This window comes from Mycobacterium sp. NGS62, assembly GCF_059812285.1.
The window spans coordinates 496,172-522,162 of record NZ_JCALCK010000002.1 but is presented as its reverse complement, the minus strand read 5'-3'; the positions used below and the strand labels follow the sequence as shown (position 1 = coordinate 522,162).

The following is a 25,991-nucleotide window of genomic DNA, read 5'->3' as shown; positions in this document are numbered from 1 at the left end:
CGTCGCCAACCCAGAAACGAGCGCAAACATGGATTTCGCCGCGTTACCCCCCGAGATCAACTCCGCCCGCATCTACGCCGGCCCGGGCCCCGCACCGATGATGGCCGCCGCGGCATCCTGGAGCGGCCTCGGTGTCGAGTTGGCCACCACCGCGGCGTCGTATGAGTCGGTGATCGCCATGCTGACCGGCGAGGAATGGCTGGGCCCGGCCTCCGCGGCCATGGCCGCCGCGACCGCTCCCTATCTGGCCTGGATGAACACCACCGCCGCTGCCGCCGAACATGCCGCTGTCCAGGCCATGGCCTCAGCGGCGGCCTACGAGGCCGCCTTTGCGATGACCGTGCCTCCGCCGGTGATCGCGGCCAACCGGGCTCAGCTGGCCGTCCTGGTTGCCACCAACTTCCTCGGCCAAAACACCGCGGCCATCGCAGCCACCGAAGCCCTCTACGCCGAGATGTGGGCCCAAGACGCCGCCGCCATGTACGGGTACGCCGCCGCCTCGGCCAGCGCCGGAATTCTGCAACCGCTGACCCCTCCGGCATCCACCACCAACCCCGCCGGATTGGCGGCCCAAGCCGCGGCGGTCACCCAAGCCTCTACCGCCAGCACCCAAACCGGTCTCTCCCAGCTGGTCACCGCCTTGCCCAGCACCGTGCAACAACTGGCCACGCCCATGGCGGCGACGGCGGGGACCACCGGATTCCTGGGCTCGATCGACAGCTTCCTGGGCATTCCGCTGGTGTCGAATGCCACGAACGGGGCGGTCAACACGGCGGCCTGGTTCGTCATGGCCGCCATCCCGAACGCGGTATCACTTGGACATACCCTGGCCGGCAGCGCGCCCGCGGCCGTTGCCGCCGAAGCTGCCGGTGCGGAGGGCCTGGGCGCGGGGTTGGGCACGATGCTCGCGGGCGCAGCAGGCCCAGCCGGCTCAGTCGGCGTGGGCGGTGCGCCGATATTGGCGAGCCTGGGCCAGGCGTCCTCGGTCGGCGGGTTGTCGGTGCCTGCGGGTTGGTCTGCGGCCACCCCGGCCGGCACCGGTGCCGCGACGCTGGCGGGCACCGGGTGGACGGCCGCCGCGGAAGAAAGCGCGGTGGCCACCGTGCCGGCCGGAATGCCGTCGGCGGCCCCCGCCGGGCGCGGGGGCTTTGGCTTCGGTGCCCCGCGCTACGGCGTCAAACCCACGGTGATGCCCAAATCGGTCTTCGTCTGACGAGTCAGGTACACCGACACACCCTTTAGCTGTCGACGGCGGCGTTGTCCGCTTGGGCCAGGATGCTGGTGAACATCTCGTGAATGGCTTTGGCCTGGGCGCTGACCGCTTGGTACATCTCACCGTGCAGCGCGAATTGTGCGGCGGTCACTGCCGACACTGCGTCGGCGCCGGCCGGATGTACCGCGCTGGTGGGAATGGCAACGGCGGCGTTCTGCGCAGCCACCGCCACGCCGGTGTCCTGTAACTTCCTGACTGCTGCCGACAACGATTCGGGCTGTGTAGTCATAACGTCATGGACCCCTTCTTATCAACGCCGAGTAGGCGTGTTGGCTACCCATTCCTACTCATAGTTTTGCGGATTCATCCATCAATGAATAGGCGGGTAACTGGCTTTTAACGGTCAGCTCGGAAGGTTTACTAAATTTGGCTCGCTATGTGTCATGAGCGTGACGAAGTTAATGCGGCCTTCACTTCGGCAAAGCGCCTGGCCGGGCATTAGCGTCGGCCAGGCGGATCCGAATTAGGTGCTCGGTGGAATTTCGGCGGTATCGCCGCGCAACATCGCGACCAATTCCCGCTCGATCGCCGCTTGCATGCAGGCGGTTTGGTCGGCCGTCCCGGTGGGCAGCGCGACGCAGAACGTGTCGTCGACCGTCGAGCCCCGGGTGGCGACCTTCGCCCAGATGATGTCCGCTCCGCCCCGCTCCAACACCCCGGTCACCTGCGCAAGCAAGCCGGTGCGATCCGTGGCGCGGATCTCGACGGTCAGCCGGTTGCCCGGGCCGTCGAACCACAAAACGCGTGGCGGGGCGGTCGGCAGATCGGCAGGAACTCCGGTCGGCACGCCGCGGATGGGCCGGGCATCGGCGTCACGCTGCACCAGCACGCCGAGGACGTCGAGGTCGCCGTCCAGCGCGTTGACGAACTGCTGGCGCAGCAGGCCAGTGGCCGGTGGGGCTCCGAAGTGTGGCGACACCACGAACTCATTGATGGCCGAACCGTCATGAATGTTCACCGAGGCCGAATGGACTCGCAGCCTGTTCAATGCCAGCACGCCAGCGGCTTTCGACAACAGGCCGCGCTGATCCGGGGCAATCATCGTCACCCGGTAGGTGCGTCGACCGCCGCCGCTTCGGATCTCGACATGCACTCCGTGGTCTGCTGCCAGCGACAAATAGTCAGGATCGATCGGGTCAGGCTGCGGCAACGGCTCACCGGCCATCACCAACCGGCAGGCCCGCACCAACTCCCCGACCAGCAATGCCTTCCAATCGCTCCACACTGCTGGGCCGGTGGCCAGCGCGTCGGCTTCGGTGAGCGCGTGCAGCACGTCGAGCAGTACCGGGTCCCCGGCGAGGGCGTCCGCGACGGTGGAAATGACTTCCGGGTCGTTCAGGTCGTGTCTGGTGGCGATCTTCGACAGCAGCAGGTGATGCAACACCAGCCGCGAGAGCATCTCGACGTCGGAGGGCCACATGCCCAGCCTGGTACCGATCTGAGTGGCCAACTGGGCACCGACAACGCTGTGATCGGCGCCTCGGCCCTTCCCGAGGTCATGGAGCAGCGCGGCAAGCACCAGTAGGTCGGGTCGCGCCACTCGGGTCGTGAAAATCCTTGCGCGCGCGACAGTTTCGACCAGATGACGGTCCACTGTCCAGACATGGGCGACGTCACGTGGTGGCAGGTCGCGGATTGCGGCCCATTCCGGGAATAGCCGGCCCCACAAACCGGTGCGATCGAGCGCTTCGATCGTCGCCACCACCGCGGGACCCGCAGCCAGCAGAACCAGTAGGTCGTCCAACGCCTCACGTGGCCAGGGCGTGGGCAGTTCCGCTGCAGTATGGGCCAACCGGTTCAGCGTGGACGCCGCGATGGGTAATCCGGTGACGGCCGATGCAGCCGCCGCCCGCAGCACCAGACCGGGATCACGTTCGGGCCGGGCTTGGCGGGCGAGCACCACTTCCCCGGCATGCTCGACCACGCCGTCATCCAGCGGTCGGCGTAGCCGTCGGCGCACACTCGACATCTTGTGGCGCGGCAACGCATTGGCAGCGGTCCGCAACCCGGCGTCGACGCGGTAGCTGATGGTCCGGGCCGCGTCGGACAACATGCGCGATAGGTCGTATCTGTCGCCGACGTGCAGCACCTCGCTGATCTCGTCGGCGTACTGGGCCAGCAGCAGATCATGCCCGCGCCGCGAAACCCGGTGCAGTTCGGTGCGAACGTCGAGCAGGTTGAGGTATGCACCGGTCAGCGAGACTGTCGGACTATCCGATGGGAGGCGGTCGGCCAGCTGGGCGATGGCCAGCGCGTCGAGCAGTTGAACGTCACGTAGGCCGCCGCGGCCGCATTTCAGGTCGGGTTCGGCGCGGTGCGCGATTTCGCCGCTGCGGTGCCACCGTGATTGCGTCACCTCGACGAGTTCATCGAAGCGGGAACGTATTCCGGTTCGCCACTGGTGGCGCACGCCGTCGATCAGCCGGGTCGACAACCGCTGATCGCCGGTGATGTGGCGAATGTCGAGCATCGCCAGGCCCGCGGAAATGTCCGCACCTGCGACCTCCAGTGTCTCGGCGACCGTGCGCACGCTGTGGTCGAGACGAATGTTGGCGTTCCACAGCGGATACCACAAGGACTCAGCGATCTGCTCGATGATTCCTTCCGGCATGTCGTCGTGCATGAGCACCAGGTCCAGGTCGGAATACGGCGGCAGCTCGCGACGGCCCAGCGAACCGGTGGCGACGACGGCAAACCCGCTGCCGGCGGTGATACCGATCTCGGTCGCCTTCGTGGCCAGCCAGGACTCGTGCAGCTCTCCCCAGGCTTTGCGCAGCGCCCGCGAATCCAGCTGGTCCGGCGCGGCGACGAGCAGCTGCTCCCGGGCCGCGACTAAATCGGTTGCCGCACCGCTACTTCCGCCTGTCGCCGTCTCCCACTCACCCGGCCCCGGCGGGCCCGGGCGGCCTGATTTCATTGCTGCCCGGCCGGGGGCAGAAATTCAGAACGAACCTCATATCGCATCCGGCCCACGCTCGCCGGTGCGCACCCGCACAACGGTTTCCACGGGGCAGACCCATACTTTGCCGTCACCGATCTTGCCGGTGCGCGCCGCTCGCACGATACTGTCGACGACCTTGTCGGCGGCAAAGTCGTCGACCAAGACCTCGATTCGCACCTTCGGTACGAAATCAACCGAGTATTCAGCACCGCGGTAAACCTCAGTGTGACCTTTCTGCCGTCCGTAGCCCTGGACTTCGCTGACTGTCATCCCCAGTTGTCCTGCCTCCTCCAGGCTGGCCTTGATGTCTTCCAGCGTGAACGGCTTGACGATCGCGGTAATCAGCTTCATCGTTGTGTACCTCTGCTCCGTCCGCTAAGTCGTGATGTGCGATAACCGAACTGCGGACAACAGCGAAGTCGTAGCCGCCTTCGGCGTGTTGAGCTTCGTCGATGCCTGAGGTTTCATCCTCCGCACCCAGTCGCAGTCCGATCGTGTATTTCACGATCAGAGCCAAGATAGCGGTGCCGATAGCCGAATAGACGAGAACACCGCCCGCGCCGATGGTCTGCCGCCACAGCTGATCGAAACCGCCGCCATAGAGCAAACCCGGCGACACCCCCGCCACGCCGGCGATGGCAACCGTTTCCGGGGCCGCGAGCAAGCCCACCAGCAAGGTGCCCACCAGACCGCCGACCAGGTGCACCCCGACCACGTCGAGCGAATCGTCAAACCCGAATCGGTATTTCAGGCCGACGGCCAACGCGCATGCGACGCCGGCCACCACGCCGATTACCAGGGCGCCAACTACGTTGACCGACGAACATGATGGGGTGATCGCGACCAGCCCGGCCACAATGCCCGACGCGGCCCCAAGTGACGTCGCGTGGCCGTCGCGGATCCGCTCGGTGAGTAGCCAGCCGAGCATCGCTGCGGCCGTCGCGATCGTGGTGGTGATGAACGTCGAGCCGGCGGCGCCGTTGGCACTCAGCGCCGACCCGGCGTTAAAGCCATACCAGCCGAACCACAGCAAACCGGCGCCGAGCATCACCAGCGGCAAGTTGTGCGGCCGCATCGGCATGGCGGGCCAGCCTCTGCGCTTGCCGACGATGATGGCCAACACCAGGCCCGCGGTGCCGGCGTTGATGTGGACGGCGGTACCGCCCGCGAAGTCGATGGCGTGCAGCTTGTTGGCGATCCACCCGCCGTGCGCCGCCGTCACCGTGTCGAACGCGAAGACCCAGTGCGCGACCGGGAAGTACACGAAACTCGCCCACAGCGCGGCGAACAGCATCCAGCTGCCGAACTTCAACCGATCGGCCACAGCTCCGGAGATCAGCGCCACCGTGATGATCGCAAACATCAGCTGGAATGCGACAAACACGGATTGCGGCACGGTTCCCGCCAGCGGAATCTCGACGGCGGCCGAGTGGGCGGCCGGGTCGGCTGCGACGGCATTGACGCCGATGAGCCCCTTTAAGCCCCAGTATTGGGTCGGATTACCCGCGATGGACCCGACGTCGTCGCCGAAGGCAAGCGAGTAGCCGTAGAGCACCCACAGCACCGTCACCACGCCCATCGCGCTGACGCTCATCATGATCATGTTCAGCACGCTCTTGGCGCGGACCATGCCGCCATAGAAAAAGGCCAGGCCCGGTGTCATCAACAGCACCAGCGCGGAGCTGGCCAGCATCCAGGCGGTATCGCCGGTGTTCGGCACCCCCATCGTCGGGTATTGGTCCACGCGCCCAGACCTCCTTCGCCGAAGCTGCCAACGACCTGGTCAAACAATGCGCAGTCGTTGTTTCGGCTCCGACGCGGCGTGGTTTCGCCAGCGTTACAGGATGCTCACCGGTGGGCGTCAGCCCAGTAGGGCGTCGACGAAGGCGGCGGGCTCGAACGGCGCGAGATCGTCGGGTCCCTCGCCGAGGCCGACCAGTTTGACCGGCACGCCTAATTCCTGCTGCACCCGGAACACGATGCCGCCTTTGGCGGTTCCGTCCAGCTTGGTCAGCACCGCGCCAGTGATGTCGACGACGTCGGCGAACACCCGCGCCTGCGCCAGGCCGTTCTGCCCGATGGTCGCATCGAGCACCAATAGGACCTCGTCGACGGCCGCGCGGCGCGTCACCACCCGTTTGACTTTGCCCAGTTCGTCCATCAGCCCGGTCTTGGTGTGCAATCGCCCTGCGGTGTCGATGACGACGACGTCGGCGCCCGCGGCGATGCCCTTGTCGACCGAATCGAACGCGACCGAGGCCGGGTCGGCGCCCTCCGCGCCGCGCACTACTTCGGCGCCCACCCGGGCGGCCCAGGTCTGCAGTTGGTCGGCCGCAGCGGCGCGGAACGTGTCGGCGGCGCCCAGCACCACCCGACGGCCGTCGGCGACCAGCACCCGCGCCAATTTGCCGACCGTGGTGGTTTTGCCCGTGCCGTTGACACCGACCACCAGCAGCACCGACGGATGATCGGCGTGCGGCAGCGCACGGATCGAGCGATCCAACTCGGGTTGCAGCTCGCTGATCAGGACCTCCCGCAGCACCGCGCGGGCATCGGCCTCGGTCTGGACGTTTTTGCCGGCGAGCTCGCTGCGCAGGCGCGACACCACCGACGTGGTCGCCGTCGGGCCCAGGTCGGCCACCAACAGCGTCTCTTCGACCTCTTCCCAGGAGTCCTCGTCGAGATCCCCGCCGCCCAGGAGGCCGAGCATGCTGCGCCCCAACGCGTTCTGCGATCTGGCCAGCCGCCCGCGCAGCCGCTCCAACCGGCCTTCGGCCGGGGCAATCGCCTCGAGATCGGGAGCTTTCGGCGCGGGCGGCGCTGCTGGTGCTGGCGGTGCGGGCGGCGCCGGCGGTGTTTCGGTGTCGGGTTCGGGCAGCTGAACGTCGGCGACGGTGCGCTTCGGGGCGTCACGCGGAATGGTGGCGTCGTCGCCGACACCGGGCAGGCCGGTGGTGTCGATGCGCTCGGCCGGCTGGACCGGCGGCGCTGTCTGGCTGAAGGTGATGCCCGCTGAGGTGGTGTAGCCGCCGGAGCGGTCGAGCGTTGCGGGCTGTTGCGACAAGCTGATCCGTCGCCGGCGGTAGCGGACCAGGCCGAAGATCAGTGCGGCGATGACGACCAGTGCAGCGATGACCGCGACGGCGATCCACAGAGCTTCGGACACCACGCCATTGTTCCAGGGGCCACACCCAACACCGAGGGCCGGTCGCTGGCGGCGCTATCCGGCGGTGACCAGTTCCTGACCGCGCATCCGCTGCGAGATCACCGCGGTGATGCCGTCGTCGCGCATCGTCACCCCGTACAACGCGTCGGCCACTTCCATCGTCGGCTTCTGGTGAGTGATGACGATGAGCTGCGACTGGGCGCGCAGCTGTTCGAACAGCTGCAGCAGCCGGTGCAGGTTGGTGTCGTCGAGCGCGGCCTCCACCTCGTCCATGATGTAGAACGGCGACGGCCGGGCTTTGAAGATCGCCACCAGCATCGCCACCGCGGTCAGCGACTTCTCGCCACCGGACAGCAGCGACAGCCGCTTGATCTTCTTGCCGGGCGGGCGGGCCTCCACCTCGATGCCGGTGTGCAGCATGTCGTCGGGATCGGTCAGCCGCAGCCGGCCCTCGCCGCCCGGGAAAAGGCTTGCGAACACTCCTTGGAACTCGCGCTCCACATCGGCGTAGGCGTCGGTGAACACCTGCAGGATGCGGGCGTCGACGTCGGCGACGACGTCGAGCAGATCCTTGCGGGCGGCCTTGACGTCCTCGAGCTGGGTGGACAAGAAGTTATAGCGTTCCTCCAGCGCGGCGAACTCCTCCAGCGCCAACGGGTTGACCCGGCCCAGTTCGGCCAGCTCACGTTCGGCGCGTTTGGCCCGACGCTCCTGAGTGGACCGGTCGAACGGCATCGGCGCCGGCGCGGTGACCTGCTCGCCGCGCTCGCGAGCCTGCTCATATTCGGCCATCTCGAGTTCGGTGGGCGGCAGCGCGACATCGGGACCGTATTCGGCGACCAGGTCGTCGGGGGCCATCCCGAACTGTTCGAGAACCATCTGTTCGAGCTGCTCGATGCGCAGCGCGGCCTGCGCCTTGGCCACTTCGTCGCGGTGCAGCGCTTCGGTCAGGGTGGCGATCCGCGCGTTGAGGGTGTTGACCTCGTCGCGCACCGCCGTCATCGCCGTCGATCGCTGCTGGCGTTCGGTGGTCAGTGCGTCGCGGTCGCGCGACGCTGCGCCGACCACCTGATTGAGCCGCCTGGCCAGCAGGTGCCCGCCGTCGGCCACCGCAGCTGCCACCGCCGCGGCGTGCTCTCGGGCGGCGCGGGCCTGCTGGGCACGCAGCCGCGCCTCCCGTTCGGCGGCGGCGGCTCGGCGCAACGAATCCGCCCGTCCCCGAACGGCATTGGCACGCTCCTCAGCGGTGCGTACCGTCAACCGAGCTTCCACTTCGGCGGTGCGGGCAGCCTCTAAACCGGTGCGGGCCGCGGCAATCTCCTGCTGGTCGACGGGCTGGGCGGCCGACACATCTTGGGTCTGTTCGGCGTTGCGTAGCCGGGTCTCCAGCTCACCGAGCTCCTCGAGGGTCCGGGCGCGGCCGGCCTCCAACTCCTCGCGCTGGTGCAAGAGCCGGCGCCATTCGTCGTCGGCGGCGCGGGCCTCCTGGCCCAGCCGACCCAGTTGTTCGTAGATCGCTGAGATCGCGGCATCGGATTCGTTGAGCGCGGCCAGCGCCTGCTCGGCGGAGTCTTGCCGCGTGGCTTGCTCACTGAGCGCACCCGACAGCGCGGCGGATAGCTGGTTGACCTGAGCTTCGGCGGCCGCCAGTTCAGCACCGGCCTTGTCGATTTCGCCGGCCACTTCCAGTGTCGAGGGCTTGCGGTCTGATCCTCCACTCACCCAGCCCGCCCCGACCAGATCGCCGTCGTGGGTAACCGCGCGCAACCGCGGGCTCGCCGCCACCAGATCCAGCGCCGCACCCAGATCGGCGACCACCGCGACGCCGGAAAGCATCGCCGTCATCGCGCCGCGCAGCCGCGGCGGCGCCTCGATGAGGTCCAGCGCCCAGCGGGCGCCGTCGGGCAACGCGGCCGCGGCGCGTTCGGATTCGGGTGCGGCCGGCCAGTCGCCCAGCACGATCGCCGCTCGTCCGCCGTCAGCCTGCTTGAGCGCGGTCACCGCCGAGCGGGCAGCGCCGAAGCTGTCGGCGGCCACGGCGTCTGCGGCCGCGCCCAGCACCGCCGCCAGCGCCGTCTGGTAACCGGACTCAACCCTGACCAGCTTCGCGATGGTTCCGAAAATACCTGCTTCACTGCGGTTTTCGGTAAGCCAGGCGGCACCGTCCTTGCGTTCGAGTCCCACCGACAGCGCGTCGATGCGGGCCCGCAGCGACGCCACCTGACGTTCGGCCCCGCGCTCGGCGGACTGCAGTTCGGCGACCCGCTCGTCGGCCAGTCGCAGCGCCGCCACCATCCGGTCGTGATGCTCGTCGAGGCCTACCTCGCCCTGATCGAGTTCACCCACGCGGCTCTGCACGGTTTCGAACTCCGCCACCGCGTGCTGCGCTCGGGTGGCTGCCTCCTCGATGCGCTCCGACAACTTGGCGACGCTGTCGTCGATCGATTCAACCCGCGCGCGCATGGTTTCGACTTGGCCGGCCAGCCGGGCCAGGCCCTCCCGGCGGTCGGCCTCGGCGCGCACCGCCGCCAGGTGCGCCTGTTCGGCGTCGGCGGCGCTGCGCTCACGGTGCGACAACTCCGCCCGGGCGGCCTCCAGCCCGGTGCGCGCGGCGGCCAACTCCGCCAGCAGCCGCTGTTCTTGTGCCGCCACCTGTTGCGCTTCGGCCTCCAACGCATCGGGATCCGGACCGCCGGTCGTCGCGGGCTCGACGTCGAGGTGCTGCGCTCGCTCGCTGGCGATCCGGATCGTCGCGCTGACCCGTTCGGCCAACGCGGACAACCGAAACCAGGTCTGCTGTGCGCGTTCAGCGCGTTCAGAAAGGCGGGCCAACGCGCTCTCGTGGGTGGCCAGCTCGTCGGAGGCCGACGCACACCTCGCGGCAGCCTCGTCGTGCTCGCGGCGTAACACCGCTTCTGCCTCGTTGGTGTCGTTGAGCTCGGCCTGCCGGGTCACGACGTCGTCGGCCGCCAGCCGCAGCTTCGCGTCGCGCAGGTCGGCCTGAATGGTCTGGGCGCGACGGGCCACCTCGGCCTGACGACCCAACGGCTTGAGCTGGCGACGCAATTCGGTGGTCAGATCGGTCAGCCGCGCCAGGTTCGCCGACATCGCCTCGAGCTTGCGGACGGCTTTCTCCTTGCGCTTGCGGTGCTTGAGCACACCGGCGGCTTCCTCGATGAACGCCCGACGGTCCTCCGGCCGCGATTCCAGAATCTCGTTGAGCTTGCCCTGCCCGACGATGACGTGCATCTCGCGCCCGATGCCGGAGTCGCTGAGCAGCTCCTGCACATCCATCAAACGGCAACCGCTGCCGTTGATTTCATATTCGCTGGCGCCGTCGCGGAACATCCGCCGGGTGATCGACACCTCGGAGTACTCGATCGGCAGCGCGTTGTCCGAGTTGTCGATGGTGACCGTGACTTCAGCGCGGCCCAGCGGTGCTCGCGAACTGGTGCCGGCGAAGATGACGTCTTCCATCTTTCCGCCGCGCAGCGTCTTGGCGCCCTGCTCGCCCATCACCCAGGCCAGGGCGTCGACCACGTTGGACTTACCCGAGCCGTTCGGCCCGACCACGGCGGTGATGCCCGGCTCGAAACGCAGAGTCGTCGGCGAGGCAAAGGACTTGAAGCCCTTGAGCGTCAGACTCTTGAGGTACACGGCGTGCAGACTACCGCTCCGCCCGGCGACGATGCGGGACGCCGCGCGTCCCGAGGAGGCGCCGGGCTACTTCTCGCTGAAGCCGCTGATCGGTTCGGCGCGCTGAGACCAATCCGCGACAACATTGTCGACGTGGCCTGGTGTTTTGCCGGTTTGCAACAGCTGCAACAGCTGTTCACAAGCGTCACGCGATCCCTGCGCGACGACCTGGACCCGCCCGTCGGGCCGGTTGGCGGCGTAGCCGGTCAGACCCAGTTCCAAGGCGCGGCTCCGAGTCCACCAGCGGAAGCCGACACCCTGCACGTTGCCGTGCACCCAGGCGGTGAGCCGCACCTCAGCCACTGGTCACCTCGAAAGTCACGTTGGTTCCCGACTTGAGGGTGCGTCCGACCGTGCAGACCTGGTCGACGGCGCGCTCGACGACCGTCAGCACGCGCGCCTTCTCGTCGTCCGTCAAGCCCGACAGGTCGATCTCGAGGGTCTCCTCCAGCAGCGGATACCGCTCCTGCTCACGGTCAGCCGCGCCGGAGACTTTGATGGTGGCCGAGTAGTCGTCGCCGAGCCGACGGGCCAGCGGCTGGTCGCTGGCCATTCCGCTGCAGGCGGCCAGCGCGATTTTGAGCAGCTCCCCCGGCGTGAACACCCCGTCGACGTCCTCGGACCCGACGAGAACCTGCGCGCCCCGCGAGCTGTGTCCGGTGTAGCGACGGGCCCCGGTGCGTTCCACCCACAGTTGCGTCATGGGTCAGTTCTACCGTGTGCGGCAATCGACGATGTCGGGTAATACTGCAACCCATGGCCACCGTCGTCGCATTTCACGCCCACCCGGACGACGAAGTCATCCTGACCGGCGGCACGCTGGCGCGAGCGGCGGCGGCCGGGAACCGTGTGGTTGTCGTCACGGCAACCGACGGTCATATGGATAATGCCGAAGAAAGGCCTCGGCTCGACGAATTGCGGTCGAGCGCAGGCATTCTCGGGGCGCATCGGGTCGAGTGTCTCGGCTATGCCGACAGCGGATACGGCCCCGACTTCTACCCCGACCCGCCCGGACGAGTCCGGTTCGGACGAGCGGATGTCGAGGAGGCAGCGCAACGACTGGCGACGATACTTCGGGCCGAAAACGCGGACCTGCTGCTGAACTACCAATCCAACGGCGGCTATCACCATCGTGATCATGTGCAGGTCCACCATGTCGGCAAGCGGGCGGCCCAACTTGCTGGTACGCCGAGAGTGCTCGAGGTGACGATGCCGCGGGAATGGCTGTGCCGGATCAGCGATCTCGCTCGGGTGCTGCGACTGCCGGCGCCGTACGAGGCGGACGTCGTCCGCACCGCATACGCTCCGCGGGCAACCATCACTCACCGGATCGACGTTTTCCGTTTTGCACGGCAGAAGCGGGATGCATTGGCCGCTCATCGCTCGCAGATCGGCAGTACCGGTTTCGCCGCGCGCATGTTCGGGGTGCTGCTGCGCCTGCCACCTCAGGTGTTCGGGCTGCTGTTCGCTCGGGAATGGTTCGTCGATCCGGACGCGCCGCCGGGATCGGTGCGGCGCGACATCTTCGACTGACTTTGCTCGCCCCTGGCGCGAGCGTGCGTGTCCCCGGTAATTTGCCCGGCGTGTCGCCCGGGAACACGCACGCTCGCGCAGAGCGTCAGCGCCGCGGGCGGGGCTGGCAGCGCGGACAGTAGAACGACGAGCGGTTCATGAACTTCTCCCGCCGGATCACCGCACCACAGCGCCGACAGGGTTTGCCGTCGCGACCGTAAGCATTCAGCGACCGGTCGAAGTAGCCGGACTGGCCGTTGACGTTGACATACAGCGCATCGAACGAGGTGCCGCCCTGGGCCAACGCGTCGCGCATCACCTCGGCGGCCGACGCCAACACCGCTGTCAGCTTCGGTCGGCTCAAACCGTCGGCGAGGCGGACTCCGTTCACCTTGGCCCGCCACAGCGCCTCGTCAGCATAGATATTGCCGATACCCGACACCACGGTCTGGTCGAGTAGTTGGCGTTTGATCTCAGAATGCTTGCGCCGTAATACATTAACCGCGGCAGCGACGTCGAATCGAGGGTCGAGCGGATCACGGGCCAAGTGCGCCACCGGCGCGGGAACCACGCTGCCGTCCACAGTTACCAGGTCGGCCAGCAGCCATCCGCCGAATGTCCGTTGGTCGACAAAGCTCATCGTGGTCCCGTCGTCGAGCACCGCGGCGACCCGCAAGTGGCCGACATTAGGGACCGTGCCGAGCAGCATCTGTCCGCTCATTCCCAAGTGGATGACCAGCGCCTGGTCGTCGTCCAGCGTCAGCCACAGATATTTGCCGCGGCGGTCGGTGCCGGTGATCCGTGCGCCGAGCAGTCGCGCCGTGAGGTCGGCCGGGCCGGCCTCGTGGCGGCGCACCGCGCGGCGATGATGGACGCGGACCGCGGTGATCGTCTTGTCGACCACATGGTCCTGCAACCCGCGCCGCACCACTTCGACTTCGGGGAGTTCGGGCATCTACATCACGCGCTGTCGAGGGCAGTCCAGGCTGCTGCAGCGGCCTTCTGTTCGGCTTCCTTTTTGGATCGACCCACACCGCTGCCGTACTCGGTGTCCATGACGACGACGACGGCCGTGAACTCCTTGTCGTGGTCGGGCCCGGTGGAGGTGACCTGGTACGACGGCGCGCCCAAGCCGCGCGCCGCGGTCAGCTCCTGCAGGCTGGTCTTCCAGTCCAAGCCGGCGCCCAGCGTGGGCGCGGCGTCCAGCAGTCCACCGAACAATCGCAGGATCACCTCGCGGGCCGTATCCATCCCGTGGTGGAGGTAGACCGCGCCCAGCAGCGACTCCATGCCGTCGGCCAGAATGCTCGATTTGTCCGCGCCGCCGGTGTTGGCCTCGCCGCGGCCCAACAGCAAGTGGGCGCCGAGCCCCTGGTCGGTCAGCGCACGTGCGACGTCGGCCAGCGCCTGGGTGTTGACCACGCTGGACCGCAGCTTGGCCAGATCGCCCTCCGAACGGTCGGGGTGGCGGCGGAAAAGTTCATCGGTGATGGTCAGTCCCAGCACCGCGTCGCCGAGGAACTCCAGGCGCTCATTGGTAGGCAGCCCGCCGTGCTCGTAGGCGTAGCTGCGGTGCGTCAGCGCCAATGTAAGCAGCTCGTCGGGCAGGTCCGTCCCGAGCGCCTCGAGCAGGCTGTTCACGACTGTGCCGCGTCCTCGTCCGGATGCACCATGCCGGCCAGCTTGGCCCAGCGCGGGTCGATCTGGTCGTGGTGGTGGCCGGGTTCGGCGGTGGCCAGCGGAACCCCGCAGTCGGGGCACAGCCCCGGACAATCCGTGCGGCACACCGGCGACAGCGGCAGTTCCAAGCCGACGGCGTCGATGACGGGCTGCTCGAGGTCGACGATGTCGTCGACGACGCGGCCGAACTCGTCGTCCTCGGTGGTCACGTCGGTGGCGCTGTCCGGGTAAGCAAACAGCTCAGTCAGGTCAACCTGCACCTGCCCGGTGATCGGTCTCAGGCAGCGGGCGCATTCGCCGCTGGTGGGCGCGGCCACCGTGCCTGTCACCAGCACGCCTTCGGACACCGACTCCACCCGCAGATCCAGCTGCATCGGCGCCCCGCGCTCGATTGCGATCAAGTCCAGTCCGATGCGCGACGGGCTGGCCACGGTGTCATGCACCGAGAACATCGCCCCCGGCCGTCGCGGCAGCCGTGCGACGTTGATCGCGAGCGGTGACGTTGGCTGCCGGTGCCTTGTCGAGCTGTGCTGCCTAGGCATGCCCGCGATTTTACGGGCGGGGCAGACAGGGGTCCGAATCCGAACTAACGCGTTGCGTAGTCGTGGGTGCCGGCCCCGGTCCGCAGCTGGTGTCGACCGCGGTTGACCGAGCGCAGCGTGCCGTTGAGGTACTCCTCGAATTCGGCGAGCTTGGCGTCGACGTAGATATCACACTCGCCGCGCATCCGGTCCGCTTCGGCGTGCGCGGAGTCGATGAGCCGGGTGGCCTCCGCGTGAGCCGATGCCACGACTTCGGTCTGCGAGACCAGCCGCTGCTGTTCTTTGATGCCCTCTTGCACGGCCTTCTCGTAGGAAATGTTGCCCTCTTCGACCAGCCGGTCGCATTCCGCCTTGGCACGGCCGGTGGTGGCCTCGAACTCCCGCTTGGCCGCGGCCGCGATGCGGACCGCCTCCTCGCGAGCTTCGCCGACCATCCGCTCGCTGTGCTGGCGTGCCTCGCCCACCATCCGGTCGGCCTGCGACTTGGCGTCGGACAGGATCCGGTCGGCCTCCGAGCGCGCGTGGTTGAGCATCGACTCGGATTCGGTGGTCGCCGAGGAGACCATGGAGTCGGCGTGGGTCTTGGCGTCGTGGAGCAGCGAATCGCGGGCGTCGAGCACATCCTGGGCATCGTCCAACTCACCGGGGATGGCGTCCTTGATGTCGTCGATCAACTCCAACACGTCGCCGCGCGGAACCACGCAGCCGGCCGTCATCGGTACTCCGCGGGCTTCTTCGACAATCGCGCCCAGCTCGTCCAGGGCTTCAAAAACTCGGTACACGGCAACACCCTTCCGGCATCGTTTGTTGTTACCAGTGTGCCTGGTGTTGCTTCTGTGACTGGGTTGCCGTGCCCGGTGTGTCGGACATTGGCTGCTATGCCGCTCACCTGCACACTTGGCGTCATTATGTCGGGCTACGGGGTCCGGCGCCAACGCCGCCCGGACGGGCCCATCCAGACGCCCGTCCCTTCGTTTGCCAAGGCGGTCCGGCACACACCTTGGCATGGTCGTCAACTATCCGGGTTTTCCACCACTTGTACCCCTCAAACCACTTGTATCACTGTAGTTTTGCCCGTGGATAACCACAGCGCTTGTCGTCGGCTTCAGGTATCATTCGAATATGCGTTCGAGTTGCCGGGAAGAGATCGATGAGGTCTTCGATGGGCTGGCGACATACCTCAAACGCGCCCTGGACCTGTGCTTTGACGGGTTGACCACCCCCGAGCGGCTGACCATGCTGCAGCGCACCGAAACGCTGCGCCGCCAGCTGCCCGCCGTCGAGCATCCGCTGATCAACCAGCTCGCCGAGCAGGCCGATCAAGCCGAGCTGGGTGGCAAGCTGTCGTTTGCGTTGGCCGAGCGGTTGCAGATCACCCGCGCCGACGCTTCACGGCGTATCGGTGAGGCCGCCGACCTGGGGCCGCGCCGCGCGATCACCGGCGAACCGCTCGAGCCGCTGCTACCCGCCACCGCGGCCGCCCAGCGCGCCGGACACCTCGGAGCCGGCCACGTGGCGGTGATCCGCAGCTTCTATCACCGCCTGCCCGACGCGGTGGATGTGGAGACCCGCCAGCGCGCCGAAGCCCACCTAGCGGAACTGGCCGGCGAGCATCGCCCCGACGACTTGAGCAAGTTGGCCGACCGGCTCACCGACTGCCTCAACCCCGACGGCGATTTCACCGACAACGATCGCGCCCGGCGCCGCAGCCTGATCCTGGGCAAACAAGACGTCGACGGGATGAGTCCAGTCAGCGGCTATCTAACCCCGGAGGCGCGCGCCACCCTGGATGCCGTGTTGGCCAAGCTGGCCGCCCCGGGCATGTGCAACCCGGAGGATTCCACGCCGTGCCTCGGCGGCACACCGTCGCAGGAAGCCATCCAGGGCGACACCCGCAGCACCGGCCAACGCAACCACGATGCGCTCAATGCTGCCGGGCGCGCGCTGTTGGCTTCCGGAAAGCTGGGCCAACACAACGGGCTACCCGCCACCATCATCGTGTCCACCACCCTGGCCGAACTCGAAGCCGGCACCGGCAAAGCCCTCACCGGTGGCGGCACCCTGCTGCCGATGAGCGACGTGATCCGCCTGGCATCCCACGCTCATCACTACCTGTCGATTTTCGACAACGGCAAAGCAATCGGGCTTTACCACACGAAACGGCTGGCCTGCTCCGGCCAGCGCATCGTGCTCTACGCTAAAGACCGCGGCTGCACCTTCCCCAACTGCGACGTGCCCGGCTACCTCACCGAAGTCCACCACGTCACCGACTTCGCCCAATGCCGCGAAACCAACGTCGACGATCTCACCCTGGCCTGCGGACCGCATCACAAACTCGTCACCTCCGGCGGCTGGAAGACCCGCAAGCTCAAAAACGGTGATACCCAATGGATCCCACCTCCGCACCTAGACCGGGGCCAACCTCGCACCAACACTTACCACCACCCCGAGCGGCTCCTGCGCGAAAGCGACGGCGAGGATGGCGACGTTCCGTAACGAATTACCTACCGCGCGATAGTTTTTCGGCGAGCCGACGGTTGACGGGTTCGGGCAGCAGCTCTGACACGTCACCGCCCATCGACGCGACCTCCTTGGCCAGCGATGACGACACGAAGGAATACCGCGGCGTGGTCGCCACGAAAAACGTGTCCACCCCGGCGATGTGCTTGTTCATCTGGGCCATCTGCAACTCGTACTCGAAGTCGGTACCGGTCCGCAGCCCCTTGACGATCGCGGTGAGCCCGCGCGACCGGACGAAATCGACCACCAGACCCTCGCCCGACTCCACCCGAACGTTCGCCAAATGTGCGGTGGACTCCTCGATCATCGCGATTCGCTCGTCGACGCTGAACATGCCCTTTTTGTTCGGGTTGACCAATACGGCGGCCACCACCTCGTCGAATTGCACGGCCGCGCGCTCGAGGATGTCGACGTGCCCCAGCGTCACCGGGTCGAAGGATCCTGGGCATACCGCGCCGCTCATGGCTCACGACGGTAGCAGCCAGCTCAAGACCGTTCGCCAAGCTCCAACCGGGTGTCGCCGTAAACCCGCTGCTGCCAGGGCCGCCAGCCGGTCGGCCACGCCAGCGGCGTGCCTCCGGCCGCCCGCTCCAGCACGACCACGGTTCCGGCGCTGGCCCAGCCACAACCGGTCAGTGCATCCAACAGCGCCTCGATCTCGGCAGCGTCGACGTCATAGGGCGGATCGGCAAGCACAAGGTCCGCCGGCGTGGCGGCGCCGGCTGCCACCACCGTCGAAACGTTCCCGCGCCGCAGCGTCGCGCCGGGCAGTCCGAGGGCCGCAATGTTGCGCTCAACGACGGCCGCGGCCTGCCGATCGGACTCGACGAACAGCACCGACGCCGCGCCGCGCGACAACGCCTCCAAACCCAGGGCGCCCGAGCCCGCGTAAAGGTCCAGCACCGACATCCCGGTCAGGTCGAGCCTTGCCGTCAACACATTGAACAGCGATTCGCGGACCCGATCGGTGGTTGGCCGGGTTCCCCGCGCCGGCACCGCAATCCGCCGGCCCCCGGCCACACCGCCGATGATGCGGGTCAGCGCAGCACCACCAGCAGGTCACCGCCCTCCACCTGGGCGGTGGTCGATACCGCCACCCGTTCGACCGTCGCATCGGCGGGGGCGGTGATCGGCGCCTCCATCTTCATCGCCTCGATGGTTGCGATGGTCTGCCCGGCGCTCACCCGGTCGCCTTCGGACACACCAATGGTGACAACGCCGGCGAAGGGCGCAGCGATATGACCGCTGTTGGCACGATCGGCCTTTTCAGCCGTCGGCACCGTGCTGGCGATGCTGCGGTCGCGCACCTCCACCGGTCGCAGTTGGCCGTTGATGATGCACATCACCGTTCGCACGCCGCGCTCGTCGGGTTCGGAAATCGCCTCCAACCCGATCAGCAGTTCCACACCGGGTTCCAACTGGACGCGGTGTTCCTCGCCTTGGCGCAGGCCGTAGAAGAACTGGTTGGCCGACAGCTGCGACGTGTCACCGTAGGCTTCCCGATGCGATTCGTATTCCTTTGTCGGACCGGGGAATAGCAATCGGTTCAGGGTGGCCTGACGTTTGGGCCCGGGCTGTGCCAGCACCGTCTCGTCGTCTGCGGAGAGCTCCGGTGCGGGTTTGGCGGGCGCCCGGCCGGCCAGCGTCGCGGTGCGCAGCGGCTCCGGCCAGCCGCCGGGCGGATCACCCAGCTCGCCGCGCAGGAAACCCAGCACCGACTCGGGTATGTCGAATCGGGATGGCTCCGAGGCAAATTCCTCGGCGCTGACTCCGGCCCCGACCAACGCCAGCGCGAGGTCCCCGACCACCTTCGAGGTCGGCGTGACCTTGACCAACCGGCCCAGCAGCCGATCGGCTGCGGCGTAATTGACTTCGATCTCTTCGAAACGATCGCCCAAACCCAGCGCAATGGCCTGCTGGCGCAAATTGGACAACTGGCCGCCGGGGATCTCGTGGTCGTAGACCCGGCCGGTCGGTGCGGGCAGCCCGGATTCGAAGGGGGCGTACACCTTTCGCAGCGCCTCCCAATACGGCTCCAGATCGCACACCGCAGCAAGCGACAGCCCGGTGTCGTATTCGGTGTGCGCGGCCGCAGCCACGATCGAACTCAGCGCGGGCTGGCTGGTCGTTCCCGCCAATGGGGCGGCGGCACCGTCGACAGCGTCGGCCCCGGCATGCCAGGCCGCGACATAGCTGGCCAGCTGCCCGCCCGGGGTGTCGTGGGTGTGCACATGCACCGGCAGGTCGAAGCGACTCCGCAGTGCACTCACCAGTGCTGTCGCGGCGGGTGCCCGCAACAGCCCGGCCATGTCCTTGATGGCCAGCACATGTGCGCCGGCATCGACGATCTGCTCGGCGAGCTTGAGATAGTAATCCAGCGTATAGATGTTCTCATCCGGATCGGCCAGGTCGCCGGTGTAGCACATCGCGACTTCTGCGATGGCAGAACCGGTTTCGCGTACCGCGTCGATCGCCGGACGCATCGACTCGACGTTGTTGAGCGCGTCGAAGATCCGGAAGATGTCGATTCCGGTTGCGGTGGCTTCCTCGACGAACGCCGTGGTGACGACTTCCGGGTACGGCGTGTAGCCCACGGTGTTGCGGCCACGCAGCAACATCTGCAGGCAGATGTTGGGCAGCGCTTCACGCAGCGCCGCCAACCGCTCCCAAGGATCCTCCTTCAGAAAGCGCAGCGCCACGTCGTAGGTCGCGCCGCCCCAGCACTCCATTGACAGCAATTGCGGTGTGAGCCGCGCAATGTAGGGCGCCACGGTGAGCAGCCCGAGAGTCCGCACCCGGGTGGCCAGCAACGACTGGTGGGCATCGCGGAAGGTGGTTTCGGTGACCCCGACTGCTGCGGATTCCCGCAACCAGTGCGCAAAACCCTCCGGCCCCAACTCGACCAGCCGTTGCTTGGAGCCCGGCGGCGGGGCCGCCTCGAGGTCAACCTCGGGCAGCTTGTCGTGCGGGTACACCGTCGACGGCCGAGCGCCGTGCGGCTGGTTGACGGTGACGTCGGCCAGGTAGTTGAGGATTTTGGTGCCGCGGTCGGCCGACGCACGCGCGGTCAGCAGTTGCGGACGCTCATCGATGAACGACGTGGTGATGCGGCCGGCGCGAAAATCCGGATCGTCCAACACTGCTTGCAAAAACGGGACATTCGTCGAAACGCCGCGGATCCGGAACTCGGCCAGCGCGCGCCGGGCACGGTTCATCGCCGTCGAAAAGTCCCGTCCCCGGCAGGTCAGCTTGACCAGCATGGAGTCGAAGTGAGCGCTGATCTCCGCACCCAGATGCGTGCTGCCGTCCAGCCGGATGCCCGCCCCGCCCGGGCTACGGTAGGCGCTGATTCGCCCGGTGTCGGGCCGAAACCCGTTGGCCGGGTCCTCGGTGGTGATCCGGCACTGCAGCGCTGCGCCGTGCGGCCGAATCGCCTCTTGGCGCAAACCCAGGTCGTCGAGAGTCTCCCCGGCGGCGATGCGCAGCTGGCTGGAAACCAGGTCGACGTCCGTGATCTCCTCGGTGACGGTGTGTTCGACCTGAATGCGCGGATTCATTTCGATGAAGACATGCTCACCACGCTCGTCGAGCAGGAACTCCACGGTTCCCGCACAGCTGTAGTCGATGTGGCGGGCGAACGCGACCGCGTCGGCGCAGATCTTCTCCCGGACCTGCGGGTCGAGGTTCGGCGCCGGCGCCAGTTCGATGACCTTCTGGTGGCGACGCTGCACACTGCAGTCCCGCTCGTAGAGGTGGATGACATTCCCATGGGTGTCAGCCAAGATCTGCACCTCGATGTGGCGCGGGTTGATCACCGCCTGCTCGAGATAAACCGTCGGATCCCCGAACGCCGATTCGGCTTCGCGGCTGGCCGCTTCAATGGCCTCGGGCAGCGCGGTGATGTCGCCCACGCGACGCATCCCGCGTCCGCCGCCACCCGCGACCGCCTTGACGAACAACGGGAACCGCATATCACCGGCGGCGGCCACCAACTCGTCAACCGATGCCGACGGCTCCGAGGACATCAGCACGGGCAGGCCCGCTTCGCGCGCCGTCGCGATCGCGCGGGATTTGTTGCCGGTCAGCTCCAACACCGCGGCGCTCGGGCCGACGAACGTGATCCCCGCCCGTGCGCAGGCGTCTGCCAATTCGGGGTTCTCCGACAGGAATCCGTATCCGGGATACACCGCGTCGGCGCCTGCGCGGCGGGCGGTTTCGACGATCTCGTCGACGGACAAGTAGGCCCGCACCGGATGTCCGACATCGCCGATCTGGTAGGACTCGTCAGCCTTGAGCCGGTGCACCGAATTGCGGTCCTCGTACGGGTAGACCGCGACGGTGCCCACGCCCAGTTCGTAGGCGGCGCGGAACGCGCGGATCGCGATCTCACCGCGGTTGGCGACCAGCACTTTGGAAATCACACACGCCCCTTCGTTCTAGAGAAGTGTCGACCAGTAATCCCAGAACCGCGTGAAGATCAGCAGAATGAGCGCCGTGAACCAGAGCGCGGTAAGCGACCACCGCCAATGGTAGAGCGCGCGGACGACCGGGCTCCCGTCGGCAGGATTGAAAGCGATCGACCCGACGACCACCAGCAGCGGGACGGTGACCGCCCACACCACCATGCAGTACGGACACAGTGCCCCGATCCGGTACAGGCTCTGAAAGATCAACCAGTGCACGAATCCCGTGCCGGCCAAGCTACCGAGCGCCAGTCCGATCCAATACCACTGCGGCAGAGCCACTTTGGCGATCGCCAGTACACCGGTGACCACGACGACACTGAAAGCGACGATCCCGATCAACGGATTGGGAAAGCCCAGCAGCGATGCCTGCGGGGTCGCCATCACCGAGCCGCATGACAGCACGGGATTGAGGTTGCACGACGGCACATACGACGGGTTCATCAACAGGTGGATCTTCTCCACCGTGAGTATCCCCGAGGCGATCAGCCCGACCACTCCGGCGACCAGCACCCACCACGCACTGCTGGCCGCGACCGCAACGCGAGGCGCCGAATCTTCGAGCGGCTCACCGGGTTGCGCCGACACCGCGGTGGTCACTGCGCCGGCGGCCTCGCCGCCGTGTCGAGGCCCGGCACATTCCCGACGATTTCTTTGATCTTGGCGACCAGCGCGTCAGGTGTGGACCACTCGTAATCCTGACCGTTGATGCGGATGGTCGGGGTGGCGTGAATATCGGTGGCCGATGCCATCCCGTCGACCATCGGGGCATATTTGCCGCTGTTGATGCAATCGGGAACTTTGCCGACCACCCCCGCTTGGCGGGCGAGTTCGATCAATCGCGCATTGTCCGGGTAGGTGCCACCCACTTCCTCGGGCTGCACGTTTTTGGTGAACAGCTTGGCGTGAAAGCGGCCGAAGGCGTCGATGGACTCGTCGGCGACGCAATAGGCCGCCGATCCGGCCCGCGTCGAATAGTCGTCGTTCTGCGGCCTGCTGAGAATGCCCACCATGTAGTAGTCGGCGGCGATCGCGCCGGACTCGATCAGGTTGGACACCGTCGGACCGAACGTCCGCTCGAAGTTGCCGCACGCCGGGCACAGGAAGTCCTCGTAGAACGACACGACGGCTTTAGGGTCCTTGGTTCCGTCCTTGGTGACCAGCGCGCTCGAGGTCACCCGCACCGCCCGGCTCTCGCCGTCGCCCTTCTTGTCGTGCGAGATGACGATGTAGCCAACCAGCACGACGGCGAAGATCAGCACGATCGCCGTCAGCCCGGTCCGGATCGCGATATCGCGTCGCCGTCCGGCTTTCTTCAGGTCATAGGCGGGGCGTTTCGGTTTGTCGGCCACAGGTTTGCTGATCCTCCGTTGTCGCAATAGCGCCTCTAGAGTAACGGAGCTCAGACCCGGCTGAGGTGGGCGCGCAGCGCCGAGACTAGTTCGGTCGTCGCGGTCGCACTGCCGCCACCGAGCGGGAAGAGGTTCGCGAATACATGCGTCAGTGACCGAAAGCAACGCAGGTCGACGGCGTTGCCGGCGGCTTGCAGCGCCCTCGCATAGCGCTCGCCCTCATCGCGCAATGGGTCGAAGCCCGCGATCGCGATAAGCGCGGGCGGCAGCCCCGAGAGGTTGTCGGCCTGCAATGGCGACACCCGCGCGTCGTCCGGTTCGACGCCAGAACCGCCGAGGTATTGCTCATGGAACCAGTCGATATCGTGCTTGGTCAGCACGAAACCGTCGGCGAAGAGGGTGCGTGAGCGGGTCGGAACGGTGTGGTCGGTGATCGGGTAGATCAGCCACTGCAGCACCGGCGCCGGGCCGCCGTTGTCGCGTGCCAGCTGCGAGACGACCGCCGCCAGGTTGCCGCCCGCACTGTCGCCCCCGACCGCCACCCGACCGGGGAGGGCGCCGAGTTCGCCGGCGTGCTCGTGTGCCCATTGGAAGGCCGCATAGGCGTCTTCGACCGCGGCCGGCGCCGGATGCTCAGGCGCCAGCCGGTAGTCGATTGACAGCACGTGAATATCGGCGTCGCGGCAAGCCAACCGGCACAGCGCATCATGGGTATCCAGGTCGCCGATCACCCAGCCACCGCCGTGGTAGAAGACCAGTAGCGGCGTCGGCTCGGTGCTGGCCGGGCGGTAATGGCGGGCCGGAATGTCGCCGGCCGGTCCCGGTATCAACACATCGGTGACGTCGACGTGAATCTGCGATCCACCGAACCCGAGGGACATCATCCGGGCCTGGGCCCGCGAGGCGCTCGGGTCGTTGTCGACGACCAGGCTGTTGATCCCCGCCGCCCGTTGCGCAGCCAGCGTGAGCTGCAGTGTGGGATCCAGTGTGTTGCCGTCGATGGTGACCGAACGGCCGCCGGTCAGCAGTCGCTTGGCGCGGGTCGGGATCCAGGGGATGATCTTGACGCCGATGTTGGTAGCGGTGTTCTGCAGGCGGCCTGGCAGACTCCTTGTCATGGCTGCTCCCCTAGTCAGGCTGAACGACGGTAATTGCGTTCCGGCGGTCGGATTCGGTGTTTTCCAAATTCCGCCTGCGGACACCGAGCAGGCGGTGGGCGCCGCCCTGCGAGCCGGTTACCGGCATATCGACACAGCGGCGGCCTACCGTAATGAACGTGAGACCGGGCGTGCGGTAGCGGATTCCGGTGTGCCCCGCGACGAACTCTACTTGGTCACCAAGTTGTGGAACGCCGACCAAGGCTACGACAGCACATTGGCGGCTTTCGACGCCAGCATGGATCGGCTCGGAATCGACTATCTCGACCTCTACCTGGTGCATTGGCCGCTGCCTGAGCTCAACAAATTCGTCGAGACCTTCAAGGCGTTCGCCAACCTCCGCGACCAGGGCCGGATCCGGTCCATCGGGGTGAGCAATTTCGAGCCCGAGCACCTGCAGGTTCTGATCGATGCCACCGGCATCGTGCCCGCTGTCAACCAGGTGGAACTGCATCCACGGCTGCCTCAGACCGCGCTGCGGGAAGTCCACGCCCGCCTGGGCATCGCGACCGAAGCCTGGAGCCCGCTCGGGCAGGGCTCGCTGCTCACCGACCCGACCATTACCGCCGTCGCCGACAGCTGCGGCCGCACGCCTGCCCAGGTGTTGATTAGGTGGCATATCCAACTCGGTAATATCGTGATCCCGAAGTCGGTGAACCCTTCGCGGATTGTGAGCAATTTCGACGTGTTCAATTTCGAACTCAGCGCAGAGCAGATGGCGTCGATCTCCTCGCTCGACGACGGGACCCGGCTTGGTCCTGATCCACGTACCTTCAATTTCACAGGCAGGTGAGACGATGACGGGCGCCGCTAGCCCTTCCATCCCTTCTGTATTACTCAATGACGAGAACTCAATGCCGGTGCTCGGCCTCGGCGTCGCGGAATTGTCGGACGACGAGACCGAACGCGCGGTATCGGCGGCGCTGGAGATCGGGATCCGGTTGATCGACACCGCGGCGGTGTACGGCAACGAGGCCGCCGTCGGCCGCGCGATCGCCGCGTCGGGGATTCCGCGCGCCGAACTGTTCGTCACGACCAAATTGGCCAACGCCGACCAGGGCTTCAGCAGCGCACAAGAGGCCTGCCACGCCAGCCTGGAACGGTTGGGCCTCGAGTATGTCGACCTGTATCTGATCCATTGGCCGGCTGCGCAGTTGGGCAAATATGTGGATAGCTTCGGCGGCCTGATCCAGTCCCGCGGAAACGGCCTTACCCGGTCGATCGGCGTCTGCAACTTCGCCGAGGAACATCTGTCGATGGTCACCGACCTCACCTTTGTGACACCGGCGGTCAACCAGATCGAGCTGCACCCGCTGCTCAGCCAGGTCGAGTTGCGCGACGTCAATGCCCGGCAAAACATCGTCACCGAGGCCTACAGCCCGCTGGCGGTCGGCAGGCTGCTCGACCATCCGACGGTGACGTCGATTGCCGGCGAGTACAGCCGGACACCTGCGCAAGTGCTGATCCGGTGGAACCTGCAATTGGGCAATGTCGTCATCCCCCGATCAAGCAAACCCGAACGCATCGCGGCCAACTTCGACGTGTTCGATTTCGAGTTGGCCACCGAGCACATGGATGCCCTCAACGGGCTCAATGACGGCACCCGGGTGCGTGAGGATCCGCTGACCTACACCGGCGTGTAATCCGAGCCACCGGTTCCGTCGGTCAGACTATACCCCGGCGGGGTAT

23 protein-coding genes are annotated in these 25,991 nt (G+C 66.8%); 5 read left to right on the top strand and 18 right to left on the bottom strand.

Annotated elements, in window-relative coordinates; all coding sequences use genetic code 11:
- Positions 1–28: 28 nt before the first annotated feature.
- Entirely contained in the window at positions 29–1,213 is a 1,185-nt protein-coding gene (locus AC5Y49_RS07400; RefSeq protein ID WP_499885425.1) for a PPE family protein, read from the top strand.
- Positions 1,214–1,238: 25 nt separating this feature from the next.
- On the opposite strand, the gene AC5Y49_RS07395 is transcribed toward AC5Y49_RS07400, so the two are convergent.
- The 8 genes from AC5Y49_RS07395 to AC5Y49_RS07360 form a co-directional block, all read right to left on the bottom strand.
- Positions 1,239–1,502 (bottom strand): PE family protein, encoded by a 264-nt coding sequence (locus AC5Y49_RS07395; RefSeq protein WP_499885423.1) that lies wholly within the window; start codon positions 1,500–1,502, stop codon positions 1,239–1,241.
- Between the two features lie 234 nt (positions 1,503–1,736).
- The gene (locus AC5Y49_RS07390) at positions 1,737–4,190 is read right to left on the bottom strand and encodes a [protein-PII] uridylyltransferase (protein WP_499885420.1); all 2,454 of its coding nucleotides are present in this window, start codon (positions 4,188–4,190) and stop codon (positions 1,737–1,739) included.
- A gap of 36 nt (positions 4,191–4,226) precedes the next feature.
- Positions 4,227–4,508 (bottom strand): P-II family nitrogen regulator, encoded by a 282-nt coding sequence (locus AC5Y49_RS07385; protein ID WP_499886305.1) that lies wholly within the window; start codon positions 4,506–4,508, stop codon positions 4,227–4,229.
- Positions 4,435–5,958 (bottom strand): ammonium transporter, encoded by a 1,524-nt coding sequence (locus tag AC5Y49_RS07380; RefSeq protein WP_499885418.1) that lies wholly within the window; start codon positions 5,956–5,958, stop codon positions 4,435–4,437. The genes AC5Y49_RS07385 and AC5Y49_RS07380 overlap by 74 nt, the downstream gene beginning before the upstream one ends.
- Positions 5,959–6,075: 117 nt before the next feature.
- On the bottom strand, positions 6,076–7,380 hold the full coding sequence (ftsY, locus tag AC5Y49_RS07375) for a signal recognition particle-docking protein FtsY (RefSeq protein ID WP_499885416.1): 1,305 nt from the start codon (positions 7,378–7,380) through the stop codon (positions 6,076–6,078).
- Positions 7,381–7,434: 54 nt separating this feature from the next.
- Positions 7,435–11,037, bottom strand: a complete 3,603-nt coding sequence (gene smc, locus AC5Y49_RS07370; protein ID WP_499885414.1) for a chromosome segregation protein SMC — start codon at positions 11,035–11,037, stop codon at positions 7,435–7,437.
- Between the two features lie 66 nt (positions 11,038–11,103).
- The gene (locus AC5Y49_RS07365; RefSeq protein ID WP_499885412.1) at positions 11,104–11,379 is read right to left on the bottom strand and encodes an acylphosphatase; all 276 of its coding nucleotides are present in this window, start codon (positions 11,377–11,379) and stop codon (positions 11,104–11,106) included.
- The gene (locus AC5Y49_RS07360; RefSeq protein ID WP_499885410.1) at positions 11,372–11,779 is read right to left on the bottom strand and encodes an OsmC family protein; all 408 of its coding nucleotides are present in this window, start codon (positions 11,777–11,779) and stop codon (positions 11,372–11,374) included. The genes AC5Y49_RS07365 and AC5Y49_RS07360 overlap by 8 nt, the downstream gene beginning before the upstream one ends.
- A gap of 53 nt (positions 11,780–11,832) precedes the next feature.
- Here AC5Y49_RS07360 and AC5Y49_RS07355 point away from each other — a divergent pair, with 53 nt between their 5' ends.
- Positions 11,833–12,609 carry a PIG-L deacetylase family protein gene (locus AC5Y49_RS07355; RefSeq protein WP_499885408.1) on the top strand — a complete coding sequence of 259 codons (777 nt, stop codon included), beginning with the start codon at positions 11,833–11,835 and terminating at the stop codon, positions 12,607–12,609.
- 85 nt (positions 12,610–12,694) lie between these two features.
- On the opposite strand, the gene mutM is transcribed toward AC5Y49_RS07355, so the two are convergent.
- Genes mutM through sepIVA form a run of 4 tightly spaced genes read right to left on the bottom strand, consistent with a single transcriptional unit; the run spans position 12,695 to position 15,592 of the window.
- A complete protein-coding gene (gene mutM / locus AC5Y49_RS07350; RefSeq protein ID WP_499885405.1) occupies positions 12,695–13,543 on the bottom strand; it encodes a DNA-formamidopyrimidine glycosylase in 849 nt (282 codons plus the stop codon).
- A gap of 5 nt (positions 13,544–13,548) precedes the next feature.
- Complete coding sequence (gene rnc / locus AC5Y49_RS07345; protein ID WP_499885403.1) at positions 13,549–14,229, bottom strand: ribonuclease III; 681 nt, start codon at positions 14,227–14,229, stop codon at positions 13,549–13,551.
- A complete protein-coding gene (locus tag AC5Y49_RS07340) occupies positions 14,226–14,810 on the bottom strand; it encodes a YceD family protein (RefSeq protein ID WP_499885401.1) in 585 nt (194 codons plus the stop codon). The genes rnc and AC5Y49_RS07340 overlap by 4 nt, the downstream gene beginning before the upstream one ends.
- A 44-nt stretch (positions 14,811–14,854) precedes the next feature.
- Complete coding sequence (sepIVA, locus tag AC5Y49_RS07335) at positions 14,855–15,592, bottom strand: cell division protein SepIVA (protein ID WP_499885398.1); 738 nt, start codon at positions 15,590–15,592, stop codon at positions 14,855–14,857.
- A 340-nt stretch (positions 15,593–15,932) separates the two neighbouring features.
- Here sepIVA and AC5Y49_RS07330 point away from each other — a divergent pair, with 340 nt between their 5' ends.
- Positions 15,933–17,306, top strand: a complete 1,374-nt coding sequence (locus AC5Y49_RS07330) for an HNH endonuclease signature motif containing protein (RefSeq protein WP_499885395.1) — start codon at positions 15,933–15,935, stop codon at positions 17,304–17,306.
- A 4-nt stretch (positions 17,307–17,310) separates the two neighbouring features.
- On the opposite strand, the gene coaD is transcribed toward AC5Y49_RS07330, so the two are convergent.
- From coaD to AC5Y49_RS07300, 6 genes are read right to left on the bottom strand one after another with little or no spacing between them, the layout of a single operon-like run.
- Positions 17,311–17,793 (bottom strand): pantetheine-phosphate adenylyltransferase, encoded by a 483-nt coding sequence (gene coaD, locus AC5Y49_RS07325; protein ID WP_499885393.1) that lies wholly within the window; start codon positions 17,791–17,793, stop codon positions 17,311–17,313.
- 23 nt (positions 17,794–17,816) lie between these two features.
- Entirely contained in the window at positions 17,817–18,371 is a 555-nt protein-coding gene (gene rsmD / locus AC5Y49_RS07320; RefSeq protein WP_499886303.1) for a 16S rRNA (guanine(966)-N(2))-methyltransferase RsmD, read from the bottom strand.
- On the bottom strand, positions 18,368–21,751 hold the full coding sequence (locus AC5Y49_RS07315) for a pyruvate carboxylase (RefSeq protein ID WP_499885391.1): 3,384 nt from the start codon (positions 21,749–21,751) through the stop codon (positions 18,368–18,370). Before AC5Y49_RS07315 ends, rsmD begins: the two co-directional genes overlap by 4 nt.
- A gap of 15 nt (positions 21,752–21,766) precedes the next feature.
- Positions 21,767–22,393 carry a vitamin K epoxide reductase family protein gene (locus tag AC5Y49_RS07310; RefSeq protein ID WP_499885389.1) on the bottom strand — a complete coding sequence of 209 codons (627 nt, stop codon included), beginning with the start codon at positions 22,391–22,393 and terminating at the stop codon, positions 21,767–21,769.
- Positions 22,390–23,145: a DsbA family protein gene (locus tag AC5Y49_RS07305; RefSeq protein WP_499885387.1), complete on the bottom strand. Its 756-nt coding sequence runs from the start codon at positions 23,143–23,145 to the stop codon at positions 22,390–22,392. The genes AC5Y49_RS07310 and AC5Y49_RS07305 overlap by 4 nt, the downstream gene beginning before the upstream one ends.
- Before the next feature lie 50 nt (positions 23,146–23,195).
- Positions 23,196–24,263, bottom strand: coding sequence for an alpha/beta hydrolase (locus AC5Y49_RS07300; protein ID WP_499885384.1), 1,068 nt, complete (start codon positions 24,261–24,263; stop codon positions 23,196–23,198).
- On the opposite strand from AC5Y49_RS07300, the gene AC5Y49_RS07295 reads away from it, so the two are divergent.
- Together AC5Y49_RS07295 and AC5Y49_RS07290 are read left to right on the top strand one after the other, a co-directional pair.
- On the top strand, positions 24,262–25,095 hold the full coding sequence (locus tag AC5Y49_RS07295; RefSeq protein ID WP_499885380.1) for an aldo/keto reductase: 834 nt from the start codon (positions 24,262–24,264) through the stop codon (positions 25,093–25,095). The genes AC5Y49_RS07300 and AC5Y49_RS07295 overlap by 2 nt on opposite strands.
- Positions 25,096–25,099: 4 nt before the next feature.
- Entirely contained in the window at positions 25,100–25,945 is an 846-nt protein-coding gene (locus AC5Y49_RS07290) for an aldo/keto reductase (protein WP_499885378.1), read from the top strand.
- The last annotated feature ends 46 nt before the right edge of the window (positions 25,946–25,991 follow it).

Excerpts from the sequence above, each read along its gene's own strand:
- AC5Y49_RS07340 (WP_499885401.1), bottom strand. The coding sequence starts at position 14,810 with ATGCCTAGGCAGCACAGCTCGACAAGGCACCGGCAGCCAACGTCACCG.
- AC5Y49_RS07330 (WP_499885395.1), top strand. The coding sequence starts at position 15,933 with ATGCGTTCGAGTTGCCGGGAAGAGATCGATGAGGTCTTCGATGGGCTG.
- AC5Y49_RS07295 (WP_499885380.1), top strand. The coding sequence starts at position 24,262 with ATGGCTGCTCCCCTAGTCAGGCTGAACGACGGTAATTGCGTTCCGGCG.
- AC5Y49_RS07290 (WP_499885378.1), top strand. The coding sequence starts at position 25,100 with ATGACGGGCGCCGCTAGCCCTTCCATCCCTTCTGTATTACTCAATGAC.
- AC5Y49_RS07400 (WP_499885425.1), top strand. The coding sequence starts at position 29 with ATGGATTTCGCCGCGTTACCCCCCGAGATCAACTCCGCCCGCATCTAC.
- AC5Y49_RS07390 (WP_499885420.1), bottom strand. The coding sequence starts at position 4,190 with ATGAAATCAGGCCGCCCGGGCCCGCCGGGGCCGGGTGAGTGGGAGACG.
- AC5Y49_RS07395 (WP_499885423.1), bottom strand. The coding sequence starts at position 1,502 with ATGACTACACAGCCCGAATCGTTGTCGGCAGCAGTCAGGAAGTTACAG.
- AC5Y49_RS07355 (WP_499885408.1), top strand. The coding sequence starts at position 11,833 with ATGGCCACCGTCGTCGCATTTCACGCCCACCCGGACGACGAAGTCATC.
- mutM (WP_499885405.1), bottom strand. The coding sequence starts at position 13,543 with ATGCCCGAACTCCCCGAAGTCGAAGTGGTGCGGCGCGGGTTGCAGGAC.
- AC5Y49_RS07360 (WP_499885410.1), bottom strand. The coding sequence starts at position 11,779 with ATGACGCAACTGTGGGTGGAACGCACCGGGGCCCGTCGCTACACCGGA.
- coaD (WP_499885393.1), bottom strand. The coding sequence starts at position 17,793 with ATGAGCGGCGCGGTATGCCCAGGATCCTTCGACCCGGTGACGCTGGGG.
- AC5Y49_RS07300 (WP_499885384.1), bottom strand. The coding sequence starts at position 24,263 with ATGACAAGGAGTCTGCCAGGCCGCCTGCAGAACACCGCTACCAACATC.